The sequence below is a fragment of the Clostridium sp. NSJ-49 genome (genome assembly GCF_014287725.1).
In the GTDB taxonomy this organism is placed as follows: domain Bacteria; phylum Bacillota; class Clostridia; order Clostridiales; family Clostridiaceae; genus Clostridium; species Clostridium disporicum_B.
In genome coordinates this window covers 1-17,355 of sequence record NZ_JACOOP010000033.1, presented here as the reverse complement: position 1 = coordinate 17,355, position 17,355 = coordinate 1, and the positions used below count along the sequence as shown (strand labels likewise).

Here is a 17,355-nt window from a genome sequence, read left to right as displayed (position 1 = left end):
AAATTAAAAGAAAGAAGGAATGAAAAATGAGTAAAACATTAAGAATATTATTAATAGCAGGACACGGAGCAGGAGATCCAGGAGCAGTTGGATATGGAACTGAAGCAACTGAAACAAGAAGGGTACTTAATGAGGTAAAAGCCCTGTTTGGTGGATATGATGTGATAGTTGATGTTTATCCTACAAATAGAAATGCTTATGCTGATATAGGAAATGGAAGTCTACAAGTTAACTTTGCTAATTATGATTATGTATTTGAAATACATTTTAATTCTGCTGCTAATCCAGAAGCTACAGGAGTAGAAATTTGGGTGACACCTTCCGAGCAAGGAATTACAGTTGAACAAGCTATAGTTAATAAAGTAGCCGCATTAGGTTATTCAAATAGAGGAGTAAAGAGAGAGGATTTTAGAGTAATAAGAACTGCAAAAAATAAAGGTACAAGTGCAGCGTTAATAGAAACTTGCTTTATATCTAATCAAGGTGATATGAATAGATATAATGGTAATTTCACTAAAGTTTGTAATGCTATGGTGGAAGGTATTGCTGAAGGATTTGGTATAAGTAAAAAAGATGGCTATGTAAAACCAACTCCACAACCACCACAATCTACAGAAAAACCAAAGGTAAATTACTATGTTAGAACATCAGAAGGCAAGCAATTAGGGGCATTTAACGTATTAGAATATGCTAAGAATATGGCTACTTCAAATAAAGCTATTGTATACGATAAAAATGGAAATGTAGTTATTTCTTATGTATCTAATGAAAAAAGATATGCTGAAAATGGAACATTCTATTTTGATACTGCTGTAACTGTTAGAACTGCTCCAGAAGAAAATGCAAAGACAAATGTAGTTTATTATCCAGGGGAACACGTAATTTATCATCATGTTATAGTAAATAAGAATGGTTTTAATTGGATTGAATATGCAAGAAATAATGGAACTACTGGGTATTTAAAAGTAAAAGATTTAAGTACTGGTGAAAGTTATGGATATGCTAAATAATTAAATAAGTGCAATTGTAAAAGGCTAGGGTTCCGTAATTGGAGCTCTAGCCTTTTTTTATTTGAGTCAATATAGAGAACGTATTTTTATAATTCATATATATTTCCCGTATATTTTGGGAAATTAATTGAGCAATAATAAAAAAATATTACTAAAATGTTAAAAAAAATTACAAAATGTAATAAAAAGTTGTCAAAAGTGGCATAAAAAATATTGAATATTTCCCGTCTTATGGTAAAATTTAGTTAACAATAGGTTTGGTAAGGGGAGGTAATTATGTGTAAAGCGACTAGTGTAGTTAAATGGTTTAATGATAATGGCCTTAATTTAGAAAACTCGCTTTCAGGCAATATAAAGTTAAATAAACTTTTAGTTTTTGCTCAATTATTGAATATAGTCAGTAGTGGAGAAAAGCTTTTTGATGAAGATATATATGCTTTTAAACAAGGGTTAGTGGTAGAAGAAATAAGATTACAATATAAAAACTATAGAACTTTTACTAAATCCTTAACAAAAACAACATATAATTTTGATAAATCAGAAGTAGATATTTTGGATAAAACAATGAAAATATTTAGTCATTTAGACTCTAATATACTATCTGATTTAACACATCAATTTAAATTTTGGAAGGATAATTACGAACATTCAAGATATAATAATTATCACTACAAAGAAGATTCAATTATAAAATTTGAATCTATATTAAAAGAATACAAAAATGATATTGCTAAAATAAAAACATTGTTAGATGTAGAAATCGATGAAGGATTAATACCTATACAATTAGAAAATAGCACATTTTATTATGATCCAAGTGAAACTAAAATCAAAGAAGATATAATAAGTGAGTTGAAAAAGTACCCGGCCGATGAAGAATCATATTCGTTTTATTTTGATGAAACACAAGGGCTTGTAGTATATTGATTGAATTAGGTCAGGCTTTAAATTTAAAAATAGGGTATGCTGATGGCGGGGGAGCAAATAAGAATAGACCTTATTTAATTATAAAGAAAAATGAAAATTTAGTTTATGCTTTAAATGTTAGTTCTATAAAAGGGAAGTCTCATAAAGTTTTATACGATAGCAATATAGTTATAAATAGATATAATCCACCATTTAGGATGAAAAGTATGGTAAAAATGGATTCTCTTTATATTATTCCTACTGTTGAAGGATTAGAAAATTGTTTATTTGCTGAAGGTAAAAAACTGAATAGTTATGACTTAGATTATATAATAAAATTCTTTGAAGACTATAGAACAGATAATACTATAGTAGAAAAATTAGTAAGCAAAGATGAACTTTTAATAAATAATTCCCCAAAGATAGAAAGAACAATTGAAGATTTAGCAAAAGAAGAAGTTGCGACTAGTGAGAGTGATGATAAATAAAAAGGTAGCTTAATTGCTACTTTTATTTTTTTTGTAATTAAAAAGCTCCGTTGTATTACGGAGTTTTTCCTTAAGCGGATTGTACGGAGAGCTAAACTTAAAAGCTTAGCTAGATTCACCTTTATAATTATAGACATTAGCACTAAATAGTATATTTATATAAATTATAAAGTTAATTGGGAGATATTATTAAATGATTAATAAAATTCGAATTTGAAGTTCAATATCAATATATTTACAAAATATGATATAATTAACGTATAAATTTATATACTTAAATTAAGGAGAGGATTTTTATGGAAAGTGTAACAGGAGAATTAGTAGCTATTAAAATTTCACCGTTATTTGTTGGAATAGGAATAATCTTTGTTATAGGATTAGGGTTATTATTATATATGAAAAAAAGAAATAAGTAATAGTAGTAAATTACTGCTTAAAAACATAATTAAATAATTAGTATTTGAGGGTGATGTTATGAGAATATGTCCAGAGTGTAAGAAAAAGTTAGGGTTTGAGGAAATTTTTAAATCTTTATTTGATAAAAATAATTGTATTAAATGTAGTAACTGTAGTACAGACTTAACAATTAGAATTAAAGGAATAGCAAATGGAATTTCAGTTTTTTTGGGTATAATGACAGGTATATATTTATATAGGGTGTTAAACTATACATTTGGAACATTATTTAGTTTTATATTGACACTAACAATAGTATGGATAGTAGAAATACTATTAATAGTTCTTATAACTAGTATTATAGGTTTCAAAAAAAGAGATGAATAATATTAAAATATTACGTATTTGTATTGTTAAGCGATTTAGTTGATTATTAAATTGCTCAATAAATAAGAATTTGCAGTGGAGGTGAAATTTGTGGAATATGGGATATTAATTTTAATGTTTATTAGCATAAGCTTACTTTATATGAAAATAACTGAATTAAAGAAACAAGTTAAATCTCAACAGATACAGATTGATAACTTGTGTAAAGAAACTGGAAATCAGAAATTAGCTACATATTTTATTTCTGATGAAGAAAAAGAATATATAGTTCATCTGAAAAACAGTGGAAAAGAAGTTGAAGCTGTTAAAAAGTTAAGAGAAGTTACTTCTATGGATTTAGTAGAGGCAAAGAAATATATTGATACACTATAAATTTCAATTTATTGTTAAGTTAATTCGGAATCTTAAATTATAACGAGTAACTGTATTAAATAATTCGCAAGTTAATTTGATTAAATGAGGGGGATAATATGTTTGAAACAACTGGAATACTAAATGAAGAGGTTTTAAAGATACTAAAAAAATATTCAATATCACCAAGGTTTAAAAAATTTTTGGGAACATTCATGATTATATCTGCTATATTTTCTATAATATGCATTCCTGTATCATTAAAGACTTCTATGTTTTTTGCATTTATGGTTTTGGTATTTATTTTAGAATATTTTTTAGCTATAAATATTTTTTACAAAAAAAGCCTTTCTATAATGAAGGAAAGTACAGGAGTAAATGAATATTGTTATAAAGTGTTTTTTGATGAAACTGGGGCAGTAGTAAATAATCTAAGTATTGGCGCAACAGTTCAATTAAAATATGACGCATTTGTAAGGATAGAAGAAATTAATAATATGTACGTTCTTTTCACTAAAGCCAATCAATATATTATAGTATTTAAGGATTGCTTAGATAATAAACAGGTAAATGATTTCAAAACGTTTATTAAAGAAAGATGTAAAAATATAAAATAATATTTTCCTTAGGCTGATAGTTATATAATTTATTAAGTTAACTATTTAGAATAATATTAAAATATCACGTATTTGTATTATTTATGCCTAATTAAATAAGGAGGTTATAATAAAATGATTGCTAGTAATCAAGCGATACTTAGATACTTACTTGCTATTGTTATCTTTGGTGCATTTATTGCAATGATTGTTTATTTTTTCATTGGTTTAAAAAATAAAAACTATGCGAAGGCAAAAATATTTGCAATTATTTATGTATGTTCAAATGCATTGCGACTTCTATTAGAGCATTTTAATCTGTATTGATTTAAGACTATTAGGGGGAAGAATAATGAAGTTAATTGCATTATCAATACTAGGTGGAATTATAGGAGTTTTAATAATATTACCTTTTATTCTTACCGGTAGTAGAGTAGATGAGAGTTTTATTATGATTTTATGGATGATAGGATTTTTTAGTCCAGGACTTTATTCTTTAGATAAGTTAATTAAAAAGTTAAAAGATATAAAGTGATTTTATATAGTTAAATTAATTCCAGGTAACTAGTATTATTAGACGAGTTCATTTACCTAGTGTTGATTGAGTTTATAGGAGAAGTTATGAAGAGAATAAATTTACAAAATCATAAAGTAATATCATTAATACTATTATTGGGATGGATTTTCTTAAGCGGTCTTTCTATTTTTCCAATTAAATTATCTTCATTAGATTTTGGAAGGTTATTTCTAGCAATTAGTTGGTATGGGCTTATAAGTATATGCTTTACTGGACTTTTTGGGAAAGAGCATACAATAAGAGTATTCATATTAATATTAGTATTTACGGCTTTAGGTTTACTGTGTCGTTATTTATTAAACTATGGAGAAGTTTCAAACTCGGTAGACTTTACAATTATTAATGTTTTAGTTTATATAAGTATAGTTCCATTATTTTGTATTGGGATATATTGGTGTATAAATAAACTAGGACATGTAGAGAAAAAATAGAATTTTACATTTCATAATCTTAAGAATTTATTCGTAATACCGTATTATTCAGAAAGAATATGCGGTATTTTTTTATTTTAAAATTCAAAAAGCCCTGTAGTAACACAGAGCTTTAAGGTAATATTATATTGTACTCTAAGCTGAGTAGCTTAGGGAGTAGTATAATAATGAAAAATAACAAAAAACATTTAAGATTATATCCATAAGTAAAATATTTATTCACTAGGCATAAAAAATTAAAATTATTTACCTAAGTTCTTCTTAGCTTCTTCATACTGCTGCTCTGTAAAAGGAGTATTATTTCGCTTTAACATTTCTACATACTTATCTAAGTCTACAATTCTTTCTCCTAGTCTTGTTTTAAACGGATTATTTATATCAGGTAGTTTTAATTCAAACATCATAGAACCTCCAATATTAATGTTTTTATTATAGCACATTACAATATAATTATTACTAATATACCCTTACCAACAGGAAAGTCAGATGAAGAGTTTATAAAGATAGCAAAAACTATTGAAGCTAAAGTTAAAGACTTAGCAGAAAGAATTAAAAATAATAAACTATAAATAATATAAAGGTATTCACAGTAAAAATGATATAGTAAAAGCCGGAAAAAATGAACTAACAAAGTCTATTTGATAGAGTATAGTTCAATTTGCCGGCTTTTTAATTAGCATTATTTTAATTTGCTAAAGTCATGATTAATTATTTCTAATAATTTAAATTTATCATTTTCAAATTCAAATTTTAATATACAACAGTTGCCAAGCCTTTCTTTTTGGTCAACATCGCTAGTATGAGCCCAGTATCTCATAAATTGACGGCAAGCAGCTCCGTGAGAAACAGCTAAAACAGTATTATGGTCATCATTTTTCATAATAGAGTGGAGTGTTTCAGCAACTCTATTTCTTAATTCAAATTCATCCTCACCACCATATTTAACAAAAAAATCTCCATAAGGTAATGGTGGATTTAAGTCTTCACTTTCTCCTTCAAATGTACCAAAATTCCATTCTTTAAGACCTTTTACTCTTTTATATGGAGTGTTAGAAACGTATTCCAAAGTGTCGCAAGCTCTTTCAGATGTAGATGAGTAGGCATGATCAAAAGTTATATTATTTGCTTTGAAATATTCTCCGGCTATGGTAGCTTGTCTAATTCCAAGGCTAGTTAATGGAGAATCACACCATCCCTGGACTTTTCGTCTAACATTAAAAAGTGTTTGCCCATGTCTCATTAAGTACAATATTTTTTTCATAAATTCATCCCCGTTTTAATATATTATAGTTTAATTTATATTTAGAAAGACCATTAAATGAATTACCTTATTCAATACTAATGAATAAGGTAATTATATTAATTTTAGATAATTGTCTAGATTCTCTATCTAATAAAATTTGTAAATATGTGAGCTTCTTTTTCTGGTAATCCAAATTGTTCTTTGCCTAATTGAATACTTTTCATTAAAAATGCCATATTTTTACCTAATGTACGCATTGTTTGCATTCCTTCTAAGTCTTTTTTTACTTCTTCAGCAGAATTACCATGTACCATATTCCAATACTGACTTGATGCAATTGGCATACCTGAGATAGTAAAATATTTATTAATTTCATCAAATGTAGCAGTACTTCCACCTCTACGGCAACTTACTACAGCAGCTCCTACTTTCATTCTTTTATCAATGGACATGCTACTATAAAACAGACGGTCAATAAAAGAAATAAGCGTTCCATTTGCTGAAGCATAATATACAGGCGAACCTATTACTATACCATCACATTCATTTAATTTTGGAGCGACTTCATTAACTATGTCATTAAATACACATTTACCTTTTGTCCTACATTGACGACATGCGATACAACCTCTAATATCTTTATTTCCTACATGAACGATATCTGTTTCAATACCTTCTTGATTTAAGGTTTTAGAGACTTCTTCTAATGCTGTATAAGTACATCCTTTAGCATTTGGACTTCCATTTATCAGTAATACTTTCATTTATATTTCCTCCTATCTAACTAGACTTGCTAACATTTCTACAGATGATGCTTCTTGATGATTAAAGAAAGAGCTTTCTTTTTTATCTAAACAAGATATTTTATTCATATCATCTTCATTTAATTCGAAATTGAAAATATCAATATTTTGTAACATTCTTTCTTTATTAACTGTTTTAGATAGTGGAACAATTCCTCTTTGAAGTAACCATCTTAGAATAATTTGAGCTACAGATTTATTGTATTTATCTCCAATAGCTTTCAATTCTGGATTAGTAAACATTCCATTTCTTCCTTCAGCAAATGGTGCCCATGCCTGCAACTGAACTCCATACTTTTCATTAACTTTTTGTGCTTCTATTTGTTGATGAAATGGGTTGACCTCAATTTGATTAACGGCTGGTACTATTTCGTTAAATAAGGATAAGTCAACTAAACGGTCAGGATAAAAGTTCGATACTCCTATAGCTTTTATTTTTCCTTCCTTGTATAGATCCTGCATAGCTCTATATGTTCCATAATAATCATTTAAGGGTTGATGAATAAGTACTAAATCTAAATAGTCTAATTTCATTTTATTTAAAGATTCTTCAATAGATTTCTTTGCTTTTTCATATCCAGCATTACTAATCCATACTTTAGTTGTTATAAACAAATCTTCTCTAGGTACAGATGATTCCCTAATAGCTTCTCCTACTGCTTCCTCATTACCATAAGCTTGAGCAGTATCAATTAAACGATAGCCCACATCAATAGCATCTTTTACCACTCTTACACATTCTTCTTTTTCAGGAATTTGAAAAACTCCAAAACCAACTGATGGCATTTTAATTTCATTATTTAAAGTTACATAGTTCATTATTTATCACTCCTTGAATTTTAACAATATTTGCCTTACAATTTAATAGTGTAGCACTCGGTAGCAACTACCGTGCAATAGTTTTTTGTAAATATTTTATAGTTTTGGAGGAAAATTTTATGTACACAATGAAAGAGGTTAGTAAGCAAGTTGGGATATCATACGAAACATTAAAGTATTATTGTAAAGAAGGCTTAGTGCCTAATGTGAAAAGAGATAAAAATAATTATCGTATTTTTGATGAAAAAAATGTTGCATGGTTAAAGGGACTACAATGTTTAAAGAAATGTGGTATGAGTATTAAAGATATGAAATTATATATGAATTATTGCTTACAAGGACCGTCTACAATTCCAGAAAGAAAAGAGATGCTTAATAAATCAAAAGAAGCGTTATTAAATCAAATTAAAGAAATTAATGAGTGTATTAATTTTATTGATAATAAACAAGCTTTCTATGACGGTGTACTTACTGGAAAAATAGAATATGAAAGTAATTTAATTGATGTAGAAGATTAGTAAGAAGATTATTTGAATTGTAAGTCAAAGGTAAGAAAAATGTAAGTGAAAATATTAAAAATAAATATTTATGTCACATAATTGACATAAATAAAGAGTATTATAAATCTTGTAGTAATTAATAAATTATTATGTCCCCTAAATAAAAAACCTTTTGTAAAATTTTAATATTGAAAATAACCTAGAGCTTAATCCCCCAAAAAAAGCTCTAGGTCTTTTTTTGTTTAAAAACTTTATATATTTATTCTACGTTATTAATAAAGAAATAATTGAATTTATTACAAGTTGTAAAGAGCTTCACTAAATATCTAAATTTTATAAAGTGAACTAAGAAGAATGTCTAAAGATGAAATATGATTTATTAAAAGAAATATAAGTAAAATATTTACAATGAAGTAAGTTAGTACTATAGTTAATTATATAAGCAATGAACTAATTAACTATAGTTGAATATATTAAATTATAAAGGTATAGGAGGCGACGTATGAATTTAGAGTTTACTAATGATGTACCTATATATATCCAGATTGCACAGGCTATTGAAGATAATATATTAAAAGATATTTTTAAAGAAAATGAGATGATTCCATCAACTACAGAGATATCTGTAAAGTATAAAATTAATCCAGCAACTGTTGGAAAAGGATTTAATATTCTTGTTGATGAAGGAATTATTTATAAAAAGAGAGGTATAGGTATGTTTGTAGCAGCGGGTAGCAAAGACTTACTTATGAATAAAAGAAAAGAGAGATTTTTTAAGGATTACATTGTAGCTTTAATTGAAGAGGCAAAAAAACTTAATATCTCTAAAGAAGATATTATAAAGATGATTGAGAGAGAGGAATAAGATATGGCAAAGATAGAAATAAAAAATTTAAGAAAAAAATATGATGATAATTTAGTGCTAGATGATATTTCGCTTACTTTTGAAGAAAATAAAATTTATGGGGTGTTAGGCAGAAATGGAGCTGGGAAAACTACTCTTTTAAATATAATTACAAATAGAGTTTTTCAAGATGATGGAACTGTAGAAGTTGATGGTGAAAATATTCGTGAAAATGATAAAGCTTTAGAAAAAATATACTTTATGACAGAGAGAAACCTTTTTCCAGAAGGCTATAAGGTAAAGGATATATTTAAATATACAAAAGAGTTTTATCCAAACTTTAATATGTCATATGCTTTAGAGCTTTCTAAAAAGTTTGACCTTGATATAAGTAAAAAGATAAAGAGTCTTTCAACAGGTTATAGTTCGATAGCTAAGATTATAACTGCTATGGCATCAAATGCAGAGATTGTAATTTACGATGAGCCGGTCCTTGGGTTAGATGCAAATCATAGAGAATTATTTTATAAGGAGCTAATGAAGGATTATATTGAAAATCCGAAGACTATAATATTATCAACTCACATTATTGAGGAGGTTTCTAGCCTTTTAGAAAATGTAGTTATATTAAATGATAGAAAGATAGTTAATACAGAAGAATCAGAAGAATTATTAAACAAGGTTTATACAGTATCAGGTTTAGGTCAAAATGTTGATAAATATATTGAAGCTAAAGAGATTGTAAATATTGAATCATTAAGCAATTATAAATCTGCTACAGTTCTAGGTGAGATTAATAGCAAAGATAAGGAGTTAGCAGAAAATCTAGGTTTAGAATTTTCAAAGGTAGAGCTTCAAAAATTATTCATATACTTGACTAATAAGGGGGAGAGTCATGGTGAATAAGAGCTTTAAAATAGCTAAAATGAATATAAATGATATGGTAAAGCCTATAATAATATTTTATTTAATTATAATAGCTGTAGTAACTTTTACAACAGTACAAAATATTACTAATTTTAATGATAACTTTCATATAGTAAATTCAGGATTGGAGCTAGCAACTGTAATATTTCTTTTTGTATGTGGATTAAATTCTTTTAAAGAAAATTTTTATTTTGCACAAAGTAATAATATATCAAGAAAATCATTTATTATTGGTGTTATAGAATCAATATTTCCAATAGCTGTGGTGATGGCTGTAATTGATGTGATGATAAATAGGATTACCAATATCTTTGTTCAAATGCCTACTATTTATGATATATTATATACTTCAACTGGAGCTGATAGAGTAGGGATATATAATGAATGGATTCAAGGTAATAGTTTTTTAACAATAATAAATACATTTCTTTTATTGCTAGCGTTATACTGCTTTGCTTATGTATTAGGTGTAGTGATAAATATGATATATTTTAGATGTAATACAATTATGAAGGTTGTAGTATCAATAATTCCAATAGCATTGTTAAATATAGCTGGAGTTATAGAGTTAAACAATAGATATTTTTTCCCTTCAGTATATGAAGGTATAAGAAAAGTTTTTGGAATAGAAACAAATAATGTTTATCTAGCTTTTTTAAGTTTAATATTAATTGTAATGGTATTAACAGGAATATCATTTTTATTAATTAAAAAAGCTGAAGTTAAGGGGAAATAGTCTATGGATAAAAGTTTAAGGGTAGCAAAGTTTAATATAATAGACATGAGAAAAAGAATTATATATTTTTATCTTATAATATCAATAGTACTAATGTTTTTTATAAATATAGGGCAATATGGAGAGATTCTTTTACCGGTAATAATGGACGTATTAACTTTTATATTTTTACTTTCTTGTGCATCAGATACATTAAAAAATAAATTTAAGTTTGCACAAGCTAATAATATATCAAGAAGTACTTTTATAAAAGGAACTATAATTTCTATATTTCCTATATCAGCGCTTATGGCAGTAATAGATTTTGCTATAAATAGAACAATGAATTTATTTATCAAAGCACCTACATTTTATGATCTTTACTTTACAACCTTTGAAAAGTTTACAGATGTAGAAGGAAGAATTATTTGGATGCAGGATGGTGGCTTGAATGCAATTATAGGATCAGTGTTGTTTTCATTTATGATTTATAGTTTAGCTTCTGTTATAGGGTTAATAATAGGTGTTATTAATTTAAAAACTAGTGAAAGGACTCAGCTTATATGGTCAGTACTTTCAGTAGGATTGTGGATAGTATGGTTTAATATAGATGATAGGTTTCTTATTTTGGATAAGATTAGACCATCTACAGATAATAGGGTATTTTTGGTGTTGTTGATTTATATATTAGTATTTGGTGTATGTATTTTTGGTTCGTTTAAGATGATTAGAAAGGCTACAGTAAAATAAATAAGCTTATGGAACACTACCTAGTAAGTCTATACTTGTTAGGTAGTGAATTTTTTATTTTCTTTTTATGAACTATAGTTTTCGTAAAGTGAACAAATAATAGCAAAATAGTTTAAATATTTTCAAAATTTGAAATTATTTTTTCTGTTATAGAAATATAATAAAAAGTGAGTAAAGGTATGAAATGTTTATTATATTAGAATGTGGAGCTTTTAGGAGGAGAAAAAATGGGTTTTAGAAAAGATTTTTTATGGGGTGGAGCAACAGCTGCAAACCAATGTGAAGGTGGATATAATGAAGGTGGAAGAGGACTTGCAAATGTAGACGTTTCTCCAGTAGGAAAAGATAGATTTGCGGTAATAGCAGGTAAAATGAAGATGTTTGATTTTGATGATGAACATTTCTATCCTGCAAAAGAAGCAATAGACATGTATCACCGTTTTAGAGAAGATATAAAATTATTTGGAGAAATGGGATTTAAAACATATCGTTGTTCAATAGCTTGGTCAAGAATATTCCCAAATGGAGATGAAACTGAGCCAAATGAAGAAGGTTTAAGATTCTATGAAGAATTATTTAAAGAGTGTCATAAGTATGGAATAGAACCATTAGTTACTATAACTCACTTTGATTGTCCAATGCACTTAATTACAGAATACGGTGCATGGAGAAACAGAAAGTTAGTAGGCTTCTACGAAAACTTATGTAATGTAATCTTTAGAAGATATAAAGGACTAGTAAAATACTGGTTAACATTTAATGAAATTAATATGATTTTACATGCTCCATTTATGGGTGCTGGTCTTTACTTTGAAGAAGGAGAAGACGAAGAAAAGATTAAGTATCAAGCAGCTCACCATGAATTAGTAGCAAGTGCTATTGCAACTAAGATTGCTCATGAAGTAGACCCTAACAACAAGGTTGGTTGTATGCTTGCAGCTGGACAAACTTATCCATATTCTTGTAATCCAAATGATGTTTGGAAGGGAATGAATGCAGATAGAGAAAATTATTTCTTTATAGATGTTCAATCAAGAGGACAATATCCTGCATATGCATTAAAGGAAATGGAAAGAAAGGGTACAATGCCAGTAATGGAAGAAGGAGATTTAGAGTTACTTAAGAACCATACTGTAGACTTTATTTCATTCTCATACTATTCAAGCAGATGTGCAAGTGCAGACCCAGAAGTTAATAAAACAACTGAAGGAAATATTTTCGCTTCATTAAAGAACCCATACTTAGATGCAAGTGAATGGGGATGGCAAATAGATCCACTAGGATTAAGAATAACAATGAATACATTATATGATCGTTACCAAAAGCCATTATTCATAGTTGAAAATGGATTAGGCGCAGTAGATACTCCAGATGAAAATGGATATGTAGAAGATGATTATAGAATAGATTACTTAAGAGCACACATAAAAGCAATGAGAGATGCAGTTGTAGAAGATGGTGTTGATTTACTAGGATATACAACATGGGGACCAATTGACTTAGTAAGTGCTGGAACAGGTGAAATGAAAAAACGTTACGGATTTATATATGTAGATAGAGATAATGAAGGTAACGGAACATTAAAACGTAGTAAAAAGAAGAGCTTTGATTGGTATAAGAAGGTTATAGCATCAAATGGTGAAGATTTAGAATAATTAAGAATTAAAAATTTATTATAATAAAAAGTCAGCTTTGCTGGCTTTTTTATTATATAAGTGTTAATCTAATATTAATTTAATCATAATAAGTATTTAAAAATATTATTAAAATAGGAATTATATAGGGTAGATATTAAATATAATTATTATAATGCGCAAAATTTATACTTATTTAAATGATGGGGTATTAAATAATTTGGTTAAAAGGAGGGGTAAAGCCTAAATTACTTATAGTTATGTTAAAAAATAACATAGAATAGGTTTTGGAGGATGTTTATGAGAAGTATTTTAATAATAGTAGATACTGATGATAGAGATAAAGAATTGAGAGATGAAATAGTAAAAAAAATTGATAATCATGTAGAGGGTAAGGTTGAAAAGTATTTTTTATATTTAGACGATATGAATTTAAATCCATGTGTAGGATGTTTTAATTGTTGGGTAAAAACTCCTGGTAAATGTATTATAAATGATGATAATGAGCTTAAGAATAGATTGTTTATAGAATGTGATTACATAGTTTTAGTTTCAAGAATATTGTATGGAATGTATTCTCCATCATTTAAAGTTATTCTTGATAGAATGATACCTAATATTTCACCGTTTTTTCAATTAGCTAATGGAGAGATGCATCATAAAAAAAGATATAAAAAGGATTTTAAGATGTTTGTAATAGGATATTCTACTAAATTATATACTGGAGAAGCTAGTACTTTTAAAGAATTGTTTAATAGAAATATGATTAATTTTCATTGTAAAGAAAATGAATTTTTAATCCTTGAAGATAGTAATAACATACAAAATAAAATTACTACTAGATTAGATAATTTGTGTGGGGTGAATTAAGATGAATATCGTATTGATTAATGGAAGTCCTAAAGGAGAAAAATCTTGTAGTAAATACTTACTGGAAGTAGTTAAAAGTTACTTTGATAAAGAAAATAATGTTTATGAAATTTCTATAGCAGATAAAAGAATAAAAGATGTAGATAAATTTCATGTATTAACTAATTGCGATAATATAGTAATTGCTTTTCCTCTTTATGTAGATTGTCTTCCATCTACAGTAATTAAATTTTTAGAGGGATTTGAAAAATACACAAAAGAAAATAATATAAAATGTGATTCTAGGATATACGGTATTGTTAATTGCGGCTTTTATGAAGGTAAACAGAATAGGCAAGCACTTAAGATACTTAGAAACTTTACAAATCACATAGAAAAATTAAGATATGGTGGGGGAATAGGCATTGGAACAGGTCCGTTTATTGGAAATAGTTCTAGTATTCCATGGCAGGCTAAGATTAAATCATCGATAAAGGAAGTTTTAGACAAGCTTATTGATGTTATAAATAGTGGAGAATCTATGGGTAAGGATTTGTACGCAGAAGCGAATATGAATAAGGTACTTTATATGCAAGCAGGAAACTTGGGATGGATAAGTTCAGGATTTAAAAACAAGGTATATACAACAAGTTTTAACAAGAAGCCATATAAAATTAAATAATTGGATTATAATATTAAAAAAACTGTTAAATATTATAGTAGTAATATTTTAAAGATGTATTATTTTGATACATCTTTTATTTTTTTGAGAAAATTCTATTAAATGTGGTACATATTGAAATTATAAAGTGTAATATGGTACAAGATGATTATTGACCAAGTGGTCAGTTGGTGGTACTATTTAAAATGATGAAAGTAATAATATAAAGGGGTTTAGATATGAGTGATAAAGAACTTCAAAATGCAGAGGTTAAAGATAAAATAATAAAAGCAGCTATAGAAGAATTTGCTGAAAATGGATATAAGGCAGCATCTACAAATAGTATTTGTAAAAAGGCTAAAGTATCAAAAGGGTTAATTTATTATTATTTTAAATCAAAAGAAGAAATTTACTTACATGCACTTAAGTTTGCTATAGATAGATTTAAAGAAAATGTAAATATTGAAATAGATGATAAAGATAAGTGTGGGATAGATTATATAAGCAGATATTTTGATATTAAATTCAAATTCTTTAGGGAGAACCCCCTTTATTCAATGCTTATAGTAAATTCTGTACTTTATTATAACATTGAGGAAGCTATTAAATTAAGTGAAGAATTTCAAGAGTATAATAATAATCTTATATACAAAATCATTAAAAATATAGATATAAATCCTAAATTTGATAGAGAAAAAGCCTTTGAGTTAATAATGATTATAGGTGAAAAGTTAGAAGAAAAGCATATGAGAAATATTGGGGATAAAGATAAAGATACAGTAATAGAAGAGTTTAGAAAAGACCATAAAATAATGATAGAAATGGTCTTTGAAGGTATAGATAAATAAATGGAGGAGTAAAAATGATAAAAGGAATTATTTTATTAACAGTATTTGTTGTAATAGCATTTTTTGTAGGGAAGCTAGTTACTAAAGTTAAACTACCATCTATTCTTGGATGGTTATTAACAGGTATGATTATAGGACCTCACGCATTAAATTGGATGACACAAGGATTGCTAGACTCAAATTGGTTTCATATTTTAAGTAACGTTGGAGAAGTAACTGCAGGTATGTTAATTGGTACGGAATTAATATTGAGAGAAATTAAAAAGTCAGGAAAACAGATAGTAACTATTACTATATTTGAAGGGTTGATTACATTTATAATAGTAGCAATTGCATTTTTCTTTGTTGAAGATATTCCAATGTCAATTGCATTAATATTTGGAGGAATTGCATTAGCAACAGCTCCGGCACCATCTTTATCAATAGTTAGAGAGTACAAGGCAAATGGACCAGTTGCAAAAACTTTAATACCACTTGCAGCGTTAGATGACATATTAGCAGTAATAGTATTCTTTTTAGTTATTGGTGGAGTTTCAAGTATGTATACTGGTGGAAGAATCCAAATACTTCCTATATTAATGATGGTAATTTTACCGATGGTAGTAGGTGGAATAACTGGATATGTAAGTGGTAAAATTCTACGTAAGAGCTGTGATAAAAAAGAAACTATTATAAAGAATATGCTGCTTATAATTGTTACAGCTATGATTGGTAGATTTGTAAGTCAAAATATATTAGAAATTAATTTATTATTAGTAGGTATAGCATTTTCAGCTGTTATTGCAAATATGGTTTCAGAAGAGAGATTAAAAGAAATAATGGGAGCTATGAATCCTATTATTGGAGTGGCATTAATGCTTATGATAGTAGCATTAGGAGCGCCACTAGATTATCATCTAATATTAGGAGCTGGAGCACTTACTGCTGTATATATAATAGCTCGTGCTATAGGTAAAATATTAGGTGCATACCTTGGTGGTAAAATATCAAAGGCTGACAAGAATGTATGTAAGTATTTAGGGCTTTCATTACTTCCTCATTCAGGAGTATCACTTTTATTTACAGGAATAGCAGTAACAACTTTATTACCAATAGCACCTGAGTATGCAACTATGATTCAAGGAACAATTGCAGCAGCGGCAGTAATAAATGAAATTATTGCAGTATTTTTAGCAAAGCAAGCATTTAAGATGGCTGGAGAAATTAAATCAGAAAAACAAATTCCTGACTCAAAAGTAGTAAGTTAATAAATTAGATAAGTTAAGTAAATAAGAAGTAAAAAAAAGTGGATTCAATTAGAATCCACTTTTTATTTTTTTATGTAAATGAAACTCCATAATTTTTTATTAATATTATAGTATGCTCTTTAAGCGGAGCATCTAAAAATATGCATATTATTAGTAAGCTATATAGAGATGAGCATAATTGATCTTTTAAAAAGTGAATATTAATTAGAGATGAAAAAATAGGAAAATTAGGATTATTAGTAATAAAGTGACCTAAAAAAGGGCAGACTATCCTTATGAGGATAATAAAATGTAAAATATTAGGTTGTTAAAGAGCTAACTAGCTCGTTTAAGCTTGCTTAGAGAACAAATCTTATCTTCCTTTTTATTAACA

General features: G+C 27.4%; 24 protein-coding genes and 1 pseudogene. 21 read left to right on the top strand and 4 right to left on the bottom strand.

Going from position 1 to position 17,355, the window contains the following annotated elements:
- The first annotated feature begins 26 nt into the window (after positions 1–26).
- From H8S10_RS11945 to H8S10_RS11900, 10 genes are all read left to right on the top strand, one after another.
- Positions 27–1,010 (top strand): N-acetylmuramoyl-L-alanine amidase, encoded by a 984-nt coding sequence (locus H8S10_RS11945; protein WP_186839012.1) that lies wholly within the window; start codon positions 27–29, stop codon positions 1,008–1,010.
- Positions 1,011–1,286: 276 nt separating this feature from the next.
- The gene (locus tag H8S10_RS11940) at positions 1,287–1,937 is read left to right on the top strand and encodes a type II toxin-antitoxin system antitoxin SocA domain-containing protein (protein WP_186839011.1); all 651 of its coding nucleotides are present in this window, start codon (positions 1,287–1,289) and stop codon (positions 1,935–1,937) included.
- Positions 1,934–2,404, top strand: a complete 471-nt coding sequence (locus H8S10_RS11935) for a hypothetical protein (RefSeq protein ID WP_186839010.1) — start codon at positions 1,934–1,936, stop codon at positions 2,402–2,404. The genes H8S10_RS11940 and H8S10_RS11935 overlap by 4 nt, the downstream gene beginning before the upstream one ends.
- Positions 2,405–2,700: 296 nt before the next feature.
- Positions 2,701–2,820 carry an LPXTG cell wall anchor domain-containing protein gene (locus tag H8S10_RS11930; RefSeq protein WP_186839009.1) on the top strand — a complete coding sequence of 40 codons (120 nt, stop codon included), beginning with the start codon at positions 2,701–2,703 and terminating at the stop codon, positions 2,818–2,820.
- Between the two features lie 58 nt (positions 2,821–2,878).
- A complete protein-coding gene (locus H8S10_RS11925) occupies positions 2,879–3,187 on the top strand; it encodes a hypothetical protein (protein ID WP_186839008.1) in 309 nt (102 codons plus the stop codon).
- A gap of 90 nt (positions 3,188–3,277) precedes the next feature.
- Positions 3,278–3,559, top strand: a complete 282-nt coding sequence (locus H8S10_RS11920; protein ID WP_186839007.1) for a 50S ribosomal protein L7/L12 — start codon at positions 3,278–3,280, stop codon at positions 3,557–3,559.
- 98 nt (positions 3,560–3,657) lie between these two features.
- Positions 3,658–4,155: a YcxB family protein gene (locus H8S10_RS11915; protein WP_186839006.1), complete on the top strand. Its 498-nt coding sequence runs from the start codon at positions 3,658–3,660 to the stop codon at positions 4,153–4,155.
- Positions 4,156–4,269: 114 nt separating this feature from the next.
- Complete coding sequence (locus tag H8S10_RS11910) at positions 4,270–4,461, top strand: hypothetical protein (RefSeq protein WP_186839005.1); 192 nt, start codon at positions 4,270–4,272, stop codon at positions 4,459–4,461.
- Positions 4,462–4,486: 25 nt separating this feature from the next.
- A complete protein-coding gene (locus H8S10_RS11905) occupies positions 4,487–4,669 on the top strand; it encodes a hypothetical protein (protein ID WP_186839004.1) in 183 nt (60 codons plus the stop codon).
- 86 nt (positions 4,670–4,755) lie between these two features.
- Positions 4,756–5,142 (top strand): hypothetical protein, encoded by a 387-nt coding sequence (locus H8S10_RS11900; RefSeq protein WP_186839003.1) that lies wholly within the window; start codon positions 4,756–4,758, stop codon positions 5,140–5,142.
- A gap of 242 nt (positions 5,143–5,384) precedes the next feature.
- On the opposite strand, the gene H8S10_RS11895 is transcribed toward H8S10_RS11900, so the two are convergent.
- On the bottom strand, positions 5,385–5,543 hold the full coding sequence (locus tag H8S10_RS11895; RefSeq protein WP_186839002.1) for a hypothetical protein: 159 nt from the start codon (positions 5,541–5,543) through the stop codon (positions 5,385–5,387).
- Positions 5,544–5,612: 69 nt separating this feature from the next.
- Here H8S10_RS11895 and H8S10_RS18130 point away from each other — a divergent pair.
- Positions 5,613–5,711 (top strand): annotated as a pseudogene (locus tag H8S10_RS18130) (arsenate reductase ArsC); the annotation flags it as partial.
- 110 nt (positions 5,712–5,821) lie between these two features.
- Here the strand turns inward: H8S10_RS18130 and H8S10_RS11890 are convergent.
- From H8S10_RS11890 to H8S10_RS11880, 3 genes are all read right to left on the bottom strand, one after another.
- Complete coding sequence (locus H8S10_RS11890) at positions 5,822–6,403, bottom strand: histidine phosphatase family protein (protein WP_186839001.1); 582 nt, start codon at positions 6,401–6,403, stop codon at positions 5,822–5,824.
- 125 nt (positions 6,404–6,528) lie between these two features.
- The gene (locus H8S10_RS11885; protein ID WP_055263783.1) at positions 6,529–7,149 is read right to left on the bottom strand and encodes a flavodoxin family protein; all 621 of its coding nucleotides are present in this window, start codon (positions 7,147–7,149) and stop codon (positions 6,529–6,531) included.
- 12 nt (positions 7,150–7,161) lie between these two features.
- Positions 7,162–8,007 (bottom strand): aldo/keto reductase, encoded by an 846-nt coding sequence (locus H8S10_RS11880; RefSeq protein ID WP_186839000.1) that lies wholly within the window; start codon positions 8,005–8,007, stop codon positions 7,162–7,164.
- 119 nt (positions 8,008–8,126) lie between these two features.
- On the opposite strand from H8S10_RS11880, the gene H8S10_RS11875 reads away from it, so the two are divergent.
- From H8S10_RS11875 to H8S10_RS11830, 10 genes are all read left to right on the top strand, one after another.
- The gene (locus tag H8S10_RS11875) at positions 8,127–8,525 is read left to right on the top strand and encodes a MerR family transcriptional regulator (RefSeq protein WP_055263779.1); all 399 of its coding nucleotides are present in this window, start codon (positions 8,127–8,129) and stop codon (positions 8,523–8,525) included.
- Between the two features lie 484 nt (positions 8,526–9,009).
- Complete coding sequence (locus tag H8S10_RS11870; protein WP_186838999.1) at positions 9,010–9,372, top strand: GntR family transcriptional regulator; 363 nt, start codon at positions 9,010–9,012, stop codon at positions 9,370–9,372.
- Between the two features lie 3 nt (positions 9,373–9,375).
- Positions 9,376–10,257 carry an ABC transporter ATP-binding protein gene (locus H8S10_RS11865; RefSeq protein ID WP_186838998.1) on the top strand — a complete coding sequence of 294 codons (882 nt, stop codon included), beginning with the start codon at positions 9,376–9,378 and terminating at the stop codon, positions 10,255–10,257.
- Complete coding sequence (locus H8S10_RS11860; protein ID WP_186838997.1) at positions 10,247–11,014, top strand: hypothetical protein; 768 nt, start codon at positions 10,247–10,249, stop codon at positions 11,012–11,014. The genes H8S10_RS11865 and H8S10_RS11860 overlap by 11 nt, the downstream gene beginning before the upstream one ends.
- 3 nt (positions 11,015–11,017) lie before the next feature.
- Positions 11,018–11,743 (top strand): hypothetical protein, encoded by a 726-nt coding sequence (locus H8S10_RS11855; protein ID WP_055263759.1) that lies wholly within the window; start codon positions 11,018–11,020, stop codon positions 11,741–11,743.
- 227 nt (positions 11,744–11,970) lie between these two features.
- Positions 11,971–13,398 carry a 6-phospho-beta-glucosidase gene (locus H8S10_RS11850; protein WP_186838996.1) on the top strand — a complete coding sequence of 476 codons (1,428 nt, stop codon included), beginning with the start codon at positions 11,971–11,973 and terminating at the stop codon, positions 13,396–13,398.
- Positions 13,399–13,677: 279 nt separating this feature from the next.
- Positions 13,678–14,247: an NAD(P)H-dependent oxidoreductase gene (locus tag H8S10_RS11845; protein ID WP_055263755.1), complete on the top strand. Its 570-nt coding sequence runs from the start codon at positions 13,678–13,680 to the stop codon at positions 14,245–14,247.
- Position 14,248: 1 nt separating this feature from the next.
- Positions 14,249–14,908, top strand: coding sequence for a hypothetical protein (locus tag H8S10_RS11840; RefSeq protein WP_186838995.1), 660 nt, complete (start codon positions 14,249–14,251; stop codon positions 14,906–14,908).
- Between the two features lie 218 nt (positions 14,909–15,126).
- On the top strand, positions 15,127–15,735 hold the full coding sequence (locus H8S10_RS11835; protein WP_055263751.1) for a TetR/AcrR family transcriptional regulator: 609 nt from the start codon (positions 15,127–15,129) through the stop codon (positions 15,733–15,735).
- Between the two features lie 14 nt (positions 15,736–15,749).
- Complete coding sequence (locus H8S10_RS11830; RefSeq protein WP_186838994.1) at positions 15,750–16,982, top strand: cation:proton antiporter; 1,233 nt, start codon at positions 15,750–15,752, stop codon at positions 16,980–16,982.
- The last annotated feature ends 373 nt before the right edge of the window (positions 16,983–17,355 follow it).